Source organism: Stenotrophomonas sp. 93052_Sma (assembly GCF_056481145.1).
Genome location: NZ_CM151134.1, coordinates 778,402 through 794,421, shown reverse-complemented (window position 1 = coordinate 794,421; position 16,020 = coordinate 778,402). Strand labels below are relative to the sequence as shown.

The following is a 16,020-nucleotide window of genomic DNA, read 5'->3' as shown; positions in this document are numbered from 1 at the left end:
GGACGCGCGTGAAGCAGGGCAGCCGGACCCATCCTGGCCCGGCGCCCGCGTTTTCAGGACATGGTGGCGCAACCCGGGGAGGACAAGCCCCGGGTGCCCCGCTTAGTCCGCCTGGCGGCGCAGGAACGCCGGGATGTCCAGGTAGTCGTTCGGCAGTTCCGCCGCCGCCGGGGCCGAAGCGGCCGGGGCCGAGGGAGCGGAGGCTGCCGCGGTATCGCTGCTGGCGCGACGCAGGCCCAGACCCATGCCGCCCACGGCCTTGGACACGGCGTCGCCGCCGTTGTCGAAGTCACCGAATTCCGGCTGGCCGGTGGTGGCATTGCGGACCAGCTTGATCGGCGCACGCTCGCCCGGACGCTGGGTCTTGCTGGCCGACACGCGGTTCAGGCCGGTAGCGACCACGGTCACGCGCACTTCGTCCTGCATGTCCGGATCCAGCACGGTACCGACCACCACGGTGGCGTCTTCGGAAGCGAAGCCATCGATGGTGCGGCCGATTTCGTCGAACTCGGCCATGGTGAAGTCGGCGCCGGCGGTGATGTTGACCAGGATGCCGTTGGCACCGGCCAGGTTCACATCGTCCAGCAGCGGGTTCTGGATCGCGGCTTCGGCGGCGGCCTGGGCGCGGTCATCGCCACGGGCGGTGCCGGTACCCATCATCGCCAGGCCCATTTCGGACATGACGGTGCGCACGTCGGCGAAGTCGACGTTGATCAGGCCCGGACGCACGATCAGGTCGGCGATGCCCTGCACGGCGCCCTGCAGCACGTCGTTGGCGGCACGGAAGGCCTGGATCATGGTCGCGTTGCGACCCAGCACGGTGATCAGCTTCTCGTTCGGGATGGTGATCAGCGAGTCGCAGTGCTGGCTCAGTTCCTCGATGCCCTTCAGCGCCACCTGCATGCGGCGACGGCCTTCGAACGGGAACGGCTTGGTGACCACGGCCACGGTCAGGATGCCCATTTCCTTGGCCAGCTGTGCCACCACCGGCGCAGCGCCGGTGCCGGTACCACCGCCCATGCCGGCGGTGATGAACACCATGTCCGCACCCTGCAGGGCGTCCATGATGCGCTCACGGTCTTCCAGCGCGGCCTGACGGCCGACTTCCGGGTTCGCGCCTGCGCCCAGGCCCTTGGTCACGTTGGTACCCAGCTGCAGCTGCAGCTTGGCACCGCAATTCTTGATGGCCTGCGAGTCGGTGTTGGCGGTGATGAATTCCACGCCGTCCACCGCCGAGTTGACCATGTGCGCCACGGCATTGCCGCCGCCGCCGCCCACGCCAACCACCTTGATCACCGCATTGGGTGCCATCTTTTCGATCAGTTCAAAATGCGCCATGTCCGTGTCCTCGTTGTATCCGCTTTGGCTGGCATGGGCATTCGGGCGTCCTGCCGTCCTGCTGCATGCCGACGTTGCGGCTGTGTGGGTTGTGTGTTGCCGGTGTTGCGTTGTGCTACGGGTACTGCGGGTGCTGCGCCCGGGCGATGCCCGGTGTTACGGGTTCCGCGTCAGAACTCGCCGCGGAACCAGGTCTTGAGTTTCTTGAACATGCTTCCAGCGCGCCCGGTCGGCAGCGACGGCCGCCGCGGGTGCTCGATCTGGCTGCCCATCAGCAGCAGGCCCACGCCGGTGGCATGCACCGGGTTGCCCACCACTTCGCCCAGGCCGGTGACGTGCTGCGGGATGCCCACGCGAACCGGCATCTGCAGCATTTCCTCGGCCAGTTCGACCACGCCTTCCATCTTCGAAGCGCCACCGGTCAGCACCATGCCGGCGCGTACCAGTTCCTCGAAGCCGGAGCGGCGCAGTTCGGCCTGCACCATCTCGAAGATTTCCTCGTAGCGGCCCTGCACGGCCTGCGCCAGCGAATGGCGCGGCATGCGGCGCGGCGGGCGGTCGCCCACCGACGGCACCTGGATGCTTTCCTCGGCGGTGGCCAGCTGGGCCAGGGCGCAGGCATAGCGCACCTTGATCTGCTCGGCTTCCGGGGTCGGCGTGCGCAGCATGTGCGCGATGTCATTGGTGACGTGGTCGCCGGCGATCGGCAGCGAAGCCGTGTGGCAGATCGCGCCCTGCACGAACACCGCGATATCGGTGGTGCCGGCGCCCATGTCGACCAGCACCACGCCCAGCTCGCGCTCGTCAGCGGTCAGCACCGCCACGCTGGAGGCCAGCGAGGACAGCACCAGGTCGTCCACCTGCAGGCCGCAGCGCTGGACGCACTTGCTGATGTTGGCCGCAGCCGACTGCGCGCACACCACCAGGTGGGCATGCACTTCCAGGCGCACGCCGGTCATGCCGACCGGGTTGCGGATGCCTTCCTGCGAATCGTCCAGGACGTACTCGCGCGGGATCGCGTGCAGGATCTTCTGGTCGGCCGGAATCGCCACGGCCTTGGCCGCATCGAGCACGCGATCCAGGTCGCCCCAGGTCACTTCGCCGTCGCGGATCGGCACGATGCCGGGCGAATTCTTGCACTGCACGTGGTTGCCGGAGATCGAGGCATACACCGAGCGGATCTCGCAGCCGGCCATCAGCTCGGCTTCTTCCACCGCGCGCTGGATCGACTGCACGGTCGATTCGATGTCCACCACCACGCCACGCTTGAGCCCGCGCGACTCGTGCGAGCCGATGCCGATCACTTCGATCGGGTTGCCCGGCGAGTACTCGCCCACCAGCGCCACCACCTTGGAGGTGCCGATGTCCAGCCCAACGATCAGCGATTTGTCACCCTTGCGATTCATGTCCTTTCCTGCGTCCTGCTGGCTGGGGTCGCCGGCGTTTTCGCCGGCGTGGCCGGGGTACCCCAGCTCAGCGTGAAACCATTGGTGTAACGGAGATCGGCGCGCTCGATCGGCGCGTCCTGACGGTTGAGCTGCGGCAGCACCTTGACGAAGCGCTGCATGCGCGAGCGCGCGTCGTCGCGGCCGACCACCACTTCGGTACCGTTGCTCAGCACCAGCGACCAGCTGCCGCGCGCATCCATCGTCACCCGGCGCACGTCGACGCCGGCCGGTGCGAACAATGCACGCGAGTCGCTGTACAGCTTCATCACTTCTTCGGTCTGGCTGTCGGGGCCGTCCAGTTCGGGCAGCGCCAGATCGGCCAGCTTCTTCGGCGTGGGGAACAACTTGCCCTGCTCGGAAACCAGGCGGTCGTTGCCCCAGCGCGCGAACGGCTTGTGCTCGACCAGGGTCACTTCCAGCACGTCCGGCCACTGCTTGCGCACCTGCGCGCTTTCCACCCACGGCAGCTGCTCCAGGGCGTCCTGCGCGTCCTGCAGCTTGACCGCGAAGAAGCCCGCATGCGCGTACGGCAGCAGCACCTGCTGCAACTGCTCGGCCGGCACCCGCTTGAACTCACCATGCACGCGCAGCTTCGCCAGCGGCCAGCGCTCGGCGCCGACCCAGCCATTGACCACGGCCACCACCGGCAGTGCAACCACCGACAGCGCCAACAGCCAGACGAAGATGCGCAGCACCGCGTTCATGCGTGCGAGGCCTCCAGGGTCTGTTCCAGCACGCGCCACACCAGCTCTTCGAAGCTGATGCCGGCCTGGCCTGCGGCCTTGGGCACCAGCGAATGGCTGGTCATGCCCGGCGCGGTATTCACTTCCAGCAGGAAGAAGCGACCGCTGCTGCGGTCACGCATCACGTCCACGCGGCCCCAGCCACGGCAGCCGGCGGCACGGAACGCGGCCAGCGCGATGCGGCGGATTTCCTCTTCGTCGTCACCATCCAGGCCTGGGCACAGGTACTGGGTGTCCTCGGCGATGTACTTGGCGTTGTAGTCGTACCACTGGCCCTTGGGCACGATGCGGATCGACGGCAGTGCGACATCGCCGAGGATGGCCACGGTCAGCTCGTCGCCCACCACCATCTGTTCCATCAGCAGCTGGCCGTCGTAGCGCGCGGCCAGCGCCACGGCTTCATCGAGGCCCGCGTCATCGGTGACCCGGCTGATACCCACGCTGGAGCCTTCATTGGCCGGCTTCACCACTACCGGCAGGCCCAGTTCGGCTGCCAGTGCATGCACCGTGGTCGCGTCCACCTTCCGGTACTGCGGGGTGGGCAGGCCCAGCGACAGCCACACCTGCTTGGTGCGGATCTTGTCCATGCTCAGCGCCGAGCCCAGCACGTTCGAGCCGGTGTACGGCACGCCGAAGGCGTCCATCAGGCCCTGCACGATGCCGTCCTCACCGCCACCGTTGTGGCCATGCAGGATGTTGAACACGCGATCGATGCCACCGGCGGCGAGCGCCTTGGCCAGCGCCGGAATGCCATCCACCGCGAACGCATCGACGCCGCGCGACTGCAGCGCTTCCAGTACGTTGCGGCCGGAGTCCAGCGACACCTCGCGTTCGCTGGAGCTGCCGCCGAGCAGCACGGCGACGCGGCCGAACACGGCCGGGTCGGTCACGCGCAGCGGCGGGAAGGTCAGCGCGCTCACGCCTCGCCCTCCCCCTTGAAGCCTTCCACCGCAATATGGGTGGCCACGGCACCGATGTCGCCGGCACCCATCATCAGCAGCAGGTCACCGTCCTGCAGCACGTCCGGCAGCACGCTGGCCAGCTCGGCGGCCTTGCCCACCACCACCGGCTCGCTGCGGCCACGCGCACGGATGGCGCGGGCCAACGCATGCGAATCGGCACCAGCAATCGGTTCCTCGCCGGCCGGGTAGACCTCGCTCAGCACCAGTGCATCGACGCTGGACAGCACCGCGGCGAACTTGTCGAACTGGTCGCGGGTACGGCTGTAGCGGTGCGGCTGGAAGGCCACCACCAGGCGCTTGTCGGCCCAGCCACCACGGGCGGCGGCAAACACCGCTTCCAGCTCGCTCGGGTGATGACCGTAGTCGTCGATGATGCGGACCTTGGCGCCGCTGGCGGTGGTCACTTCGCCCAGATCGTTGAAGCGACGGCCGACACCGGCGAAGCCTTCCAGTGCGCGCGATCGCGTCCGGTGCCACGCCCAGCTGCCAGCCCACCGCAGCGGCGGCCAGCGCGTTGAGTACGTTGTGCTTGCCCGGCAGCGCCAGCACCACTTCCTGGCTGGTGCCCTGCGGCAGGCGCAGGGTGAAGCGCATGCGCGAGCCTTCCTGCACCACGTTCTCGGCGCGCACGTCGGCCTGCGGGCTCATGCCGTAGCTCATCACGTGGCGCGGGGTCTTGGCAGCCAGAGCCGCGACTTCTGGATCGTCGATGCACAGCACCGCCAGGCCGTAGAACGGCAGGCGCTGCAGGAACTCGGCGAACGCCGCCTGCACGCGGGCAAAGTCGTTGCCGTAGTTCTCCAGGTGATCGGCGTCAATGTTGGTGATGATCGACATCAGCGGGTTCAGGCGCAGGAAGCTGCCATCGCTTTCGTCGGCCTCGGCCACCAGCCACTGTCCACCGCCCAGCTTGGCGTTGGCGCCGGCAGCCAGCAGCTGGCCACCGATCACGAACGTCGGGTCGAGCCCGCCTTCGCTCAGCACTGCAGCGGTGAGGCTGGTGGTGGTGGTCTTGCCATGGGTACCGGCCACAGCGATGCCGCGGCGGAAGCGCATCAGCTCGGCCAGCATCGCCGCACGCGGCATGATCGGAATACGCTGGCTGCGCGCTTCCATCAGTTCCGGGTTGTCTTCGCGGATGGCGCTGGAGACCACCACGCAGTCGGTGCCCAGCACGTTGGCTGCGGAGTGGCCGCGCATGATGCGCGCACCCAGGCTGGCCAGGCGACGGGTCGCCACGTTGTCGGCGTTGTCCGAGCCGGACACCTCATAGCCCAGCGTCAGCATCACTTCGGCGATACCGCTCATGCCGGTGCCGCCGATGCCGACGAAATGCACGCGCGGGAACGCGCGCACCAGGTCGTTGGTGTCGTGCAGGCGACGGATCATGCGCGGCCTCGCGCAGGGCAGGCGCGGTGGCATGCCTTCTTCATACAGCTTCCTCAAGAATGATATCGGCGATGCGCTCGGCGGCATCGACCTTGGCCAGGGCACGCGCGGCTTGCGCCATCTGCATGCGGCGGGCGGGATTTTCGGACAGATCGCGCAGCAGTGCGGCAATGCCGTCGGCCAGCGTTCCGTCCTGCTTCAGCAAAACCGCCGCGCCGCGTTCGACCAGGTACTCCGCATTGCGGGTCTGGTGATCGTCGACGGCAGCGGGGAAAGGCACCAGCACGCTGCCGACACCCACCGCACACAGCTCGGCCAGCGTCGAAGCGCCCGCACGGCACACCACCAGATCGGCCCAGGCAAAGGCCTCGGCCATGTCGGCGATGAACGGCGTGATTTCAGCCTGCACGCCGGCCTTGGCATATGCCTCGACCGCTTCGGCATGCAGCTTTTCGCCGCTCTGGTGGCGAACCTGCACCGGCACACTCGTGCCCAGCGCAGCAATCGCCTGCGGCACGCCGGTGTTGAGCGCACGCGCGCCCTGGCTGCCACCGACCACCAGCACGCGCAGCGGACCCTGGCGGTCAGCGAAACGCTGTTCCGGCGGTGCGATGGCGGCGATCTCCGCACGTACCGGGTTGCCGACGAACTCTTCGCCCTTGGCGAAGGTGCCCGGGAAGCCGGTCAGCAGCCGGCGCGCATAGCGCGACAGGATGCGATTGGTCATGCCGGGAGCGCGATTCTGTTCGTGCACCAGCAGCGGCAGGCCGTGCAGGCGTGTGGCCATGCCCCCCGGGCCGGACGCGAAACCACCGAAGGCGACCACCGCACGCGGCTGGCGCTTGCGGATGATCATGCCGGCGGCACGCAGCGCGCATCAGCCGCCACGGCGCGCCCAGCAGGGCCAGCTTGCCTTTGCCGCGCAGGCCGGTGATGGCCAGCGTGTCGATCGGAATGTCGTGCTGCGGCACCAGGCGGGTTTCCATCGCACCATCGGCGCCCATCCAGGTGACCGGTACGCCGCGCGCGCAGCACGCGGGCCACGGCCAGGCCGGGGAAGATGTGACCGCCGGTGCCACCGGCCAGGATCATCACCGGGCGCACGTTATCGGTGGCTGCGCTCATGACAGCCTCCCGAAGGTCGGTTCGATGCGCGACTGCAGGCGGCTGGTACCGCGTGCGGCGTTCGCTGCAGCGGCAGCCGTCGGCTCGGCGCTCATCGGCACGCTGGCCGCAGCCGGTGCGGCCGGCGCGTCCACGGGTGCATCGGCCACGGCCTCGTCGCCACCGCCGATGCGCACGGCCTGGCGACGCTCGGCGCGCTTGAGCTCATAGGAGACGCGCAACAGCAGGCCCATCGCCACGCAGGTCATCAGCACCGACGAACCGCCGGAGGAGATCAGCGGCAGGGTCAGACCCTTGGTCGGCAGGATACCCAGATTCACGCCGATCGAAACGAAGGTCTGCATGCTGATCCACAGGCCGATGCCGAAGGCGATGTAGCCGGAGAAGTGGCGCTTCATTTCCACGCAGCGCATGCCCAGCCAGAACGTGCGGCCGACCAGCAGCGCGTACAGGGCCACGATCACGCAGGTGCCGAGGAAGCCGAACTCCTCCGCGGTGACCGAGAAGATGAAGTCGGTATGTGCTTCCGGCAGGTAGTACAGCTTCTGCACCGAGTTGCCCAGGCCAACGCCGGTCCACTCGCCGCGGCCCACGGCCATCAGCGCGTTGGACAGCTGGTAGCCGTCGCCCTGCTGGTCGGCCCACGGGTCGAGGAAGGAGGTAATGCGGCGCATGCGGTACGGCTCGATGATCGCCAGCGCGCTCATGCCGACCAGGCCGATGATCACCGGCATCGACATGCGCGGCATGTTCACACCGCCCAGCACCAGCATGCCGGCGGTGATCGCCAGCAGCAGGGTCGAGGAACCGAAGTCCGGCTGCAGCAGCAGCAACAGCACCAGCGCACCGGCCACGCCCAGTGGCTTGAGCATCGCCGGCCAGGTCGCGTTGACCTCGTCGCGGAAGCGCACCAGGTAGCTGGACAGCCAGACGATATAGAGCACCTTCACCGCTTCCACCGTCTGGAACTTGGAGATGCCCAGATTGATCCAGCGGCGTGCGCCGTTGACCGTGCTGCCCAGGCCCGGTGCGAACACCGCCAGCAGCAGCACGAAGCAGCCCAGCAGCAGCATCTGGTTGTACTGCTCGATGGACTTCAGTTCAGTGCGGGCGGCTACGACCGCCAGCACGATACCCACCGCCAGGAAGATCAGGTGGCGGTTGAGGTAGTAGAACGGGCTGCTCATCAGAGCGATCGAGCTGGACGCCACCATCACCACGCCGATGCCCGTGAGCGCGATGATCGCGCCCAGCAGCCACTTGTCGTAGCTGCCTTCGATGGCCTCAAGGCGTGTTGCCTGGCGGGACAGGTCGTTCATCTCAGCGCACCTTCAACGTGGCCAGGCCGATCAGCACGAGCACGACCGAGATGATCCAGAAGCGCACGATCACGCGCGGCTCCGGCCAGCCCTTCAGTTCGAAGTGATGGTGGATCGGTGCCATGCGGAACACGCGCTTGCCGGTCAGCTTGAACGAGGCGACCTGGATCATCACCGACAGCGTTTCGATGACGAACACGCCGCCCATGATCACCAGCACCAGCTCCTGGCGGGTGATCACTGCGATCGTACCCAGCACCGCACCCAGCGCCAGCGCGCCGATGTCGCCCATGAACACCATGGCCGGATAGGTGTTGAACCACAGGAACCCCAGGCCCGCACCGGCGATGGCCGCGCAGATGATGACCAGCTCGCCGGCGCCCGGGATCTGCGGGATCTGCAGGTAGTTGGCAAACACCACGTTGCCCGAGGCGTAGGCGAACACGCCCAGTGCGCAGGCCACCAGCACGGTCGGCATGATCGCCAGGCCGTCCAGGCCGTCGGTGAGGTTCACCGCGTTGGAGAAGCCGACGATCCAGAAGTAGGCGATGGCCACGAATCCGATGCCGGCCAGCGGCAGCGCGATCGACTTGAACATCGGGATGTAGAAGGTCAGCGCCGCCGGCACGTCGGCCGTGTAGAACAGGAACAGGCCCGCGGCCAGGCCGAAGATCGACTGCAGCAGGTACTTCCAGCGCGACTTCAGGCCGTTCGGGTCGCGGCGGACGATCTTGATCCAGTCGTCATACCAGCCGATGGCGCCGAAGCACAGCATCACCGCCAGCACCAGCCACACGTAGCGGTTGCGCAGGTCGGCCCACATCAGCACCGACAGGGTGATGGTGAGCAGGATCAGCGAACCGCCCATGGTCGGCGTACCGGCCTTGGAGAAATGGGTCTGCGGACCGTCCTTGCGGATCGGCTGGCCGCCCTTGAACTGGGCAAGCTTGCGGATCATCGCCGGGCCGAGCCACAGCGACAGGAACAGGGCCGTCAGCGCGGCAAGGATGGCGCGGAACGTCTGGTAGTTGAACAGCCCGAACAGGCTCTCCAACTGCTGCAACCATCGAGCCAGTTCATACAACATGCGGGGATTCCTCTCCTTGCGCCAGCAGCGCTTTGACAATCGTGTCCATGGCGCTGCCACGGGAACCCTTGACCAGGCAGCGCACGCCGGCGTGCAGCTCGTCCTTCAGCGCCTGCGACAGCGCGTCATGGGTGGCGAAATGACGGCCGCCTTCACCGAAGGCGGTGGCGGCAGCGGCGCTGAGCGGGCCCAGCGCATACAGGCGCTTGAGGCCAGCAGCGCGCGCGGAGCCCTGCCTGCGCGTGCAGCGCTTCGGCGTCCGGACCCAGCTCGCGCATGTCGCCCAGCACCAGCCAACCCTCTTCCGGCGCGGCGGCCAGGGCGTCGATGGCCGCGGCCAGCGAACCGGGGTTGGCGTTGTAGCTGTCGTCCACCAGCACCGCGCCGTTGCGCAGCTGATGGGCGATCTGGCGGCCCGGTACCGGCTGTGCTTCGGCCAGGCCGGCCGCGATCAGCGCCAGATCGACACCGGCGGCCAGCGCCAGGCTGGCAGCGGCCAGCGCATTGCTGACGTTGTGGCGACCCGGCAGGCCCAGCACCACGCGGGCTTCGCCGCCCGGTGCGACCAGGGTGAACTGGCTGCCCTGCGCGCCGGCGCGGATGTCGCGCGCGGTGATGTCCGCGGTGTGCTCCAGGCCATAGCGCAGTACGCGGCAGCGCGGCGGGGTGCCGACGAAGTGCTGTTCGAACCAGCGGCCGTAGGCATCGTCGACGTTGATCACCGCCACGCCATCGGCCGGCAGCGCGGCATAGATCGCGCCCTTGGTCACTGCCACGCCGAGCAGGCTGCCCATGCGTTCCAGGTGCGCCGGGGCGATGTTGTTGACCAGCGCATAGCGCGGGCGGGCGATGTCGGTCAGGTAGGCGATGTCACCCGGCTTGCCCGCGCCCATCTCGTAGACAGCGTAGTCGGCATCTTCCGGGGCATCGATCACTGCCAGCGGCAGGCCGATCTCGTTGTTGCGGTTGCCCGGGTTGGCGTAGACCACCTTGTGCGCATGACGGGCCACCTGCTGCAGGATCGACAGCAGCAGGCTCTTCACGCTGGTCTTGCCGTTGCTGCCGGTGATCGCGAACACCTCGGTATCGCGGTCGCGCTGCATGCCGGTGGCGATCTTCGCCAGCGCCAGTTCGCTGTCGGCCACCAGCACCTGCGGCAGTTCGATCGGCAGCAGGCGCTCGACCAGCAGCGCGCTGGCACCGCGCGCCTGCGCGTCGGCGGCAAAGTCATGGCCATCGAAACGCTCGCCGCGCAGCGCCACATACAGGCTGCCCGGGCCGAGGCTGCGGGTGTCATTGCTGACCGCATCGATGGCCACGTCGTCGCCGTGGATCTCGCCGCCGGCCCAGTGTGCGATCAGCGAAAGCAGAGTGCGCTTCATGCGATGCCCTCCCCGGCCTGCGCGCTGAGCACACCGGCCTTGGCTGCCAACGCAGCGGCGGCCACTTCGGTGTCGTCGAAGTCATGGCGCACGCCATTCACCTCCTGGTACGGCTCGTGGCCCTTGCCAGCGATCAGGATGATGTCGCCGGCACCGGCACGCTTCACCGCCAGGCCGATCGCACGCGCGCGGCTGCGCTGCACGGTCACGGCATCGGCGTTCTGGAAGCCGGCCAGGATGTCGGCCACGATCACGTCGCCGTCTTCGCCACGCGGGTTGTCGTCGGTAACGATGACCTGGTTGGCCAGGCGCTCGGCGATCGCAGCCATCTGCGGGCGCTTGCCGGTATCACGCTCGCCACCGCAGCCGAACACGCAGAACAGCGTGCCCTGCAGGTGGCCGTGCAGGCTGTCCAGCGCCTGTTCCAGTGCGTCCGGGGTATGTGCGTAATCGACCACCACGGTCGGCAGGCCGTCTTCGCCGCCCAGGCGGTTCATGCGGCCACGGATCGGCTGCAGCGCCGACAACACCTCGGCAATGCGCGGCAGCGGCTGACCCTGCGCGTGCAGGGTGCCGGCCACGGCCAGCAGGTTGTCCACGTTGAAGCGGCCCAGCAGCGGCGACTGCACCGCCGCGCGCTGGCCGTCGATGACCAGTTCGAAGGCAATGCCACGGCCGTCCAGCTGCAGCGCCTCGGCGCGCACGCTGGCATCGGTGGCACCGCGCGAGCTCAGGCCGATCGGTTGCACGCCCGCCGGGAGGCCGGCGAACAGCTGGCGACCGAACGCGTCGTCAAGATTGATCACCGCGGCCTTCAGTCCCGGGCGATGGAACAGCCGTGCCTTGGCCGCGCCGTAGCTGGCCATGTCGCCGTGGTAGTCCAGATGATCGCGGGTGAGGTTGGTGAATACCGCCACGTCGTAGTGCACCGCATCCACGCGGCCCTGGTCCAGCGCATGCGAGCTGACTTCCATCGCCACCGCGCGCACCGGCATCACGCAGCTGCGCCAGCAACGCATGCATCTGCAGCACCAGCGGCGTAGTGAAGCCGGTCGGCTCAACTGCACCGTAAAGTCCGGCGCCCAACGTGCCGATACTGCCACTGGGCGTTCCGAGCAGGTGCCAGGCCTGGGCCAGCAGCTGCACGGTGGAGGTCTTGCCGTTGGTGCCGGTCACGCCCACCATCGCCATCGCCCGCGACGGTGCGCCATGGAACTGGTCGGCCATCGCACCCATGCGCGCGCAGGCCCGGCACCGCAATCGCATCGGCCGGTGCCGGCAGTTCGACCGGTGCCGGCGGTTCGAACAGGATGGCGCCAGCGCCGGCCGCACGGGCCTGCTCGACAAAGCCCAGGCCATGCGCGCCGAAACCGGCGATGGCGACGAAGGCATTGCCGGGGCGCACGGCGCGGCTGTCCAGCACCAGGCCGGTCAAAACGGGATCGTGGCCCGCCAGGGCCACATCCGGAAGCAACTGCGAAAGCAACATCGAAGGACTCATTGCGTGCCTCCCGTAGCGGGCGGCGTCTGGGCTTGCGCGCTGGGCAGCGCAGCGTCGAATTCAGCGGCGGCATCCACCGGCAGCGCGGCCTCGGCCGGCGGCGCGGGCAGGATCGAGGCCGAATGGCCGACCTTGCCGGACTGCTGTGCGGCCAGCCACGACTGCAGGTCGTCCAGCGGCACGTCCATCAGGCGCAGGGTGCCTTCCATCACGTTGTGGTAGACCGGCGCCGACACCAGGCCGCCATAGAACTTGCCGGCCTGCGGGTCGTTGATGACGATGACGGTGGCGAAGCGCGGATTGGTGGCCGGCACCACGCCAGCGAACAGCGCGTTGTAATGGCCGCGCTCGTAACCGCCGGGGCCGGCCTTGCGCGCGGTACCGGTCTTGCCGGCCACGCGGTAGCCCAGCACCGCCGCCTGCTTGGCGCCGCCCTGGGTGACCACGGTTTCCATCATCGCCACCACCTGCTTGGCGACGTTCTCGTCGATGATCTGCTGGCCTTCGTTGCGCTGGCCCTTGACGAAGGTCGGCGCGATCAACCTGCCACCATTGGCCAACGCCGAATAGGCAGTAGCGATCTGCAGAGGGGTGACGTTCAGGCCGTAGCCGTAGGACATGGTGGTCTTGGTGGTGCCTGACCAGCGCGCCGGGCGCAGCACGACGCCGCCGGATTCACCCGGGAAACCGCTGTGCGGCACCGAGCCGTAGCCGAAGCGGCGCACGCCGTCGTAGAACACCTGGTCCGGCATCTTTGCCGCGACCTTGGCCGCGCCCACGTTCGAACTGCGGGTGATCACGCCGGTCACGTTCAGCACGCCGTTGTTGCGCGGCACGTCGCGGATGGTGAAGCGGCCCAGGGTCATGTAACCCGGGTTGGTATCGATGATGGTGTCCTTGGTCACCGCACCGGCCTGCAGCGCAGTGGCAATGGTCAACGGCTTCATCGTCGAACCCGGCTCGACCAGGTCGGTCACTGCACGGTTACGGCGCGCATCGGGCAGCGCGCCGGTCAGCGAATTCGGGTTGTAGGTCGGCAGGTTGACCATGGCCAGGATCTCGCCGGTGGTCACGTCCATGATCACCATCGAACCGCCGGCCGCCTTGTTGGCCACCAGCGCGTTGCGCAGTTCCTTGAACGCCAGGTACTGGATGCGGCGGTCGATGCTGAGGGTCAGGTCCTTGCCCGGTTCGGCGGCGCGCAGCAGATCGCTTTCGACGGTCTCGCCCTTGCGGTTGCGGATCACCCGCTTGGCACCGGCCTTGCCGCGCAGCCATTCGTCGAACGCCAGCTCCAGGCCTTCCTGGCCGCGGTCGTCGATGTTGGTGAAGCCCAGCACGTGCGCCATCGCCTCACCCTGCGGGTAGAAGCGGCGGAACTCGCGCTGCGCGGCCACGCCCGGAATCTTCAGCGCGACCACCTTCTCTGCCTCGTCCGGATTGATCCGGCGGCGCAGGTACATGAATTCCTTGTCCGACTTCTGCGACAGGCGGCTGCTCAGCTCATCCACCGACATGCCGACCGCCTGAGCCAGCTCAGGAATCCGCTCGGGCGAACGCAGCAGGTCCTGCGGGTTGACCCAGATCGAAGCGACCGGGGTCGACACCGCCAGCGGCTCGCCGTTGCGGTCGGTGATCATGCCGCGCGAGGTCTTGATCGGCAGCTCGCGCAGGTAGCGGGCTTCGCCCTGGCGCTGGTAGAAATCGCTGTTGATGATCTGCACGTAGGCCGCGCGGCCGACCAGCGACACCGAGCACAGGCCGAGCGCCAGGGCAACCCAACGCAGGCGCTGGCGCAGGTTGAAGGCGTTGCGCGGGCGGTTGCGGCCGGTCTTGCTCATGGGCGCACCACCACGATGTCGGCGGCCTCGGGGAACTTCATGCCGAGCTTCTCGCGGGCGATGCGATCCACACGGTTGGCTTCGGCCAGGGTGGCCTGTTCCAGCTGCAGGCGGCCGAATTCCAGATTGATGTCATCGCGCTTGCGCTCAGCGCGCGACAGCTCGATGAACGTCTGCCGGTGACGGTGACGCACGAACACGACGCCGATCGCCGAGGCCACGGTCGAGGCCAACAGGATGATCAGCAGCAGCCGGCTCATGCATCGGCCTCCCGCTTCTGGGCCACGCGCAGCACGGCGCTGCGGGCACGCGGGTTGGCCGCCAGTTCTTCGTCGGTGGCCTTGATGGCGCCACCGATCAGATCCAGGGTCGGCACGAACACCTCCGCCTCGGGCAGGCGGCGGTTGGCCGGCGGCGCCTTGGCCAGGCGGTTCATGTACTGCTTGACGATTCGATCTTCCAGCGAGTGGAAGCTGATGATCGCCAGGCGGCCGCCGGGCTTGAGCCGTTCCACGGCCGCATCGAGCCCGGCTTCCAGATCGGCCAGCTCGCGGTTGATGTGGATGCGGATGGCCTGGAAGCTGCGCGTGGCCGGGTGGATCTTGTCCTTGCCGCGCGGCATCACCGAGGCGATCAGCTCAGCCAGTTCGGCGGTGCGGGAGAACGGCTGTTTCTCGCGGCGGGCCACGATGGCACGGGCGATACGGCGGCTCTGACGCTCTTCGCCGTAGGTCCACAGCACGTCGGCAATCTCGCGATCTTCGACGCGGTTGATCCACTGCGCGGCGCTTTCACCGCTGTCCGGGTCCATGCGCATGTCCAGCGGGCCGTCCTTGCCGAAGCTGAAGCCACGCTCGGCCACGTCCAGCTGCGGCGACGACACGCCCAGGTCGAACAGCACGCCGTCCAGGCCTTCAGCCGTCGCATCCCACTGCAGCAGCTGGGCGAAGCTGCCACGGAAGATGGACACGCGCGGGTCCGGCGCGAAATCGCGCTCGGCTACGGCGATGGCTTCCGGATCCTTGTCCATGACCAGCAGGCGCCCCTCGGGACCGAGCTGGGTGAGCACGCCACGTGCATGACCGCCACGACCGAACGTGCCATCCAGATAACGTCCGTTTTCGATCACCCTCAGGCCTTCAAGGACCTGGGTGTACAGGACCGGCAGGTGCACCGCCGGCGACTGCGACACCGGAAGGTGACCGGCCTGCGCTTCTGGGCGCATCCGGGCACCCCGGCTCACAACTTCAGGTCGAGCAACCCATCACCCAGATCCTCGTCAGACAATGTCTGCTGGATCAGGGCCCGATGCGCCTGCTCGCTCCACAATTCGAACTTGTCGCCCATACCGAGCAATACCGCCTTCTTCTCAATGCCCACCGCACCGCGGTGGCTGGCGGGGATGCTGATGCGACCGTTGCCGTCCAGCTCAAGATGGGCGGCCGAGCCGACCAGCTTCTGCTGCAACAGGCGCACGACGCGCTGGGTGTTGGGCTTGGACATCACGTCGTCGCGGACCCGCTCCCATTCCGACTCTGCATACAGCCACAGGCAGCCGGCTTCGAACGGGTTGTAGGTCAGCACGAGACGGTTGTTGCTGGGCGCGCGACGAGGTCGCGGTAAGCGGTGGGAACCGCCATGCGCCCTTTATCGTCAACTGTGATGGCCGTCTCGCCCTGGAACACGACGCGTGCACCTATCCTTCGCCCGGTGAAACATTGAACCACGAAAACCCACAAAACACCCGGATTTCCCTCTGATGCCCACCTTAGCAGCGGCCGAAGGGTTGTCAACAACTTTTCAGCGGGGAAATCGCCAGCCACATCAATGGCTTGCAACAACCTTTAGAGAATTGTTCAAGGCTTATCCACAAGTTGCTGATCCG

8 protein-coding genes and 6 pseudogenes are annotated in these 16,020 nt (G+C 67.7%); all 14 read right to left on the bottom strand.

Translation table 11 applies throughout. The features are described from left to right. Nucleotides 1-102: 102 nt before the first annotated feature. Nucleotides 103-1,338 carry a cell division protein FtsZ gene (ftsZ, locus tag ACZK2V_RS03630; RefSeq protein ID WP_043397963.1) on the bottom strand — a complete coding sequence of 412 codons (1,236 nt, stop codon included), beginning with the start codon at nt 1,336-1,338 and terminating at the stop codon, nt 103-105. A 170-nt stretch (nt 1,339-1,508) separates the two neighbouring features. Continuing rightward, entirely contained in the window at nt 1,509-2,744 is a 1,236-nt protein-coding gene (gene ftsA, locus ACZK2V_RS03625; RefSeq protein WP_005408083.1) for a cell division protein FtsA, read from the bottom strand. Between the two features lie 68 nt (nt 2,745-2,812). Next, nucleotides 2,813-3,490: pseudogene (locus ACZK2V_RS03620) on the bottom strand (cell division protein FtsQ/DivIB); the annotation flags it as partial. After that, on the bottom strand, nt 3,487-4,449 hold the full coding sequence (locus ACZK2V_RS03615; RefSeq protein ID WP_049399805.1) for a D-alanine--D-alanine ligase: 963 nt from the start codon (nt 4,447-4,449) through the stop codon (nt 3,487-3,489). The pseudogene ACZK2V_RS03620 and the gene ACZK2V_RS03615, both read right to left, overlap by 4 nt. After that, nucleotides 4,446-5,880 (bottom strand): annotated as a pseudogene (gene murC, locus ACZK2V_RS03610) (UDP-N-acetylmuramate--L-alanine ligase). The gene ACZK2V_RS03615 and the pseudogene murC overlap by 4 nt, the downstream one beginning before the upstream one ends. Nucleotides 5,881-5,926: 46 nt before the next feature. Further along, nucleotides 5,927-7,005, bottom strand: a pseudogene (murG, locus tag ACZK2V_RS03605) (undecaprenyldiphospho-muramoylpentapeptide beta-N-acetylglucosaminyltransferase); the annotation flags it as partial. Beyond that, a complete protein-coding gene (ftsW, locus tag ACZK2V_RS03600; protein ID WP_049399807.1) occupies nt 7,002-8,324 on the bottom strand; it encodes a putative lipid II flippase FtsW in 1,323 nt (440 codons plus the stop codon). The pseudogene murG and the gene ftsW, both read right to left, overlap by 4 nt. A 1-nt stretch (nt 8,325) precedes the next feature. Continuing rightward, nucleotides 8,326-9,411 carry a phospho-N-acetylmuramoyl-pentapeptide-transferase gene (mraY, locus tag ACZK2V_RS03595; protein ID WP_010481929.1) on the bottom strand — a complete coding sequence of 362 codons (1,086 nt, stop codon included), beginning with the start codon at nt 9,409-9,411 and terminating at the stop codon, nt 8,326-8,328. Next, nucleotides 9,401-10,793 (bottom strand): annotated as a pseudogene (locus ACZK2V_RS03590) (UDP-N-acetylmuramoyl-tripeptide--D-alanyl-D-alanine ligase). Before ACZK2V_RS03590 ends, mraY begins: the two are co-directional and overlap by 11 nt. After that, nucleotides 10,790-12,294: pseudogene (locus ACZK2V_RS03585) on the bottom strand (UDP-N-acetylmuramoyl-L-alanyl-D-glutamate--2,6-diaminopimelate ligase). Before ACZK2V_RS03585 ends, ACZK2V_RS03590 begins: the two co-directional pseudogenes overlap by 4 nt. Further along, nucleotides 12,291-14,135, bottom strand: a complete 1,845-nt coding sequence (locus tag ACZK2V_RS03580; RefSeq protein WP_049461624.1) for a peptidoglycan D,D-transpeptidase FtsI family protein — start codon at nt 14,133-14,135, stop codon at nt 12,291-12,293. The pseudogene ACZK2V_RS03585 and the gene ACZK2V_RS03580 overlap by 4 nt, the downstream one beginning before the upstream one ends. Continuing rightward, complete coding sequence (ftsL, locus tag ACZK2V_RS03575) at nt 14,132-14,395, bottom strand: cell division protein FtsL (RefSeq protein WP_005412242.1); 264 nt, start codon at nt 14,393-14,395, stop codon at nt 14,132-14,134. The genes ACZK2V_RS03580 and ftsL overlap by 4 nt, the downstream gene beginning before the upstream one ends. Further along, nucleotides 14,392-15,360: a 16S rRNA (cytosine(1402)-N(4))-methyltransferase RsmH gene (rsmH, locus tag ACZK2V_RS03570; RefSeq protein ID WP_012510046.1), complete on the bottom strand. Its 969-nt coding sequence runs from the start codon at nt 15,358-15,360 to the stop codon at nt 14,392-14,394. The genes ftsL and rsmH overlap by 4 nt, the downstream gene beginning before the upstream one ends. 14 nt (nt 15,361-15,374) lie before the next feature. Further along, a pseudogene (locus ACZK2V_RS03565) lies at nt 15,375-15,775 on the bottom strand (division/cell wall cluster transcriptional repressor MraZ). Nucleotides 15,776-16,020: the final 245 nt, after the last annotated feature.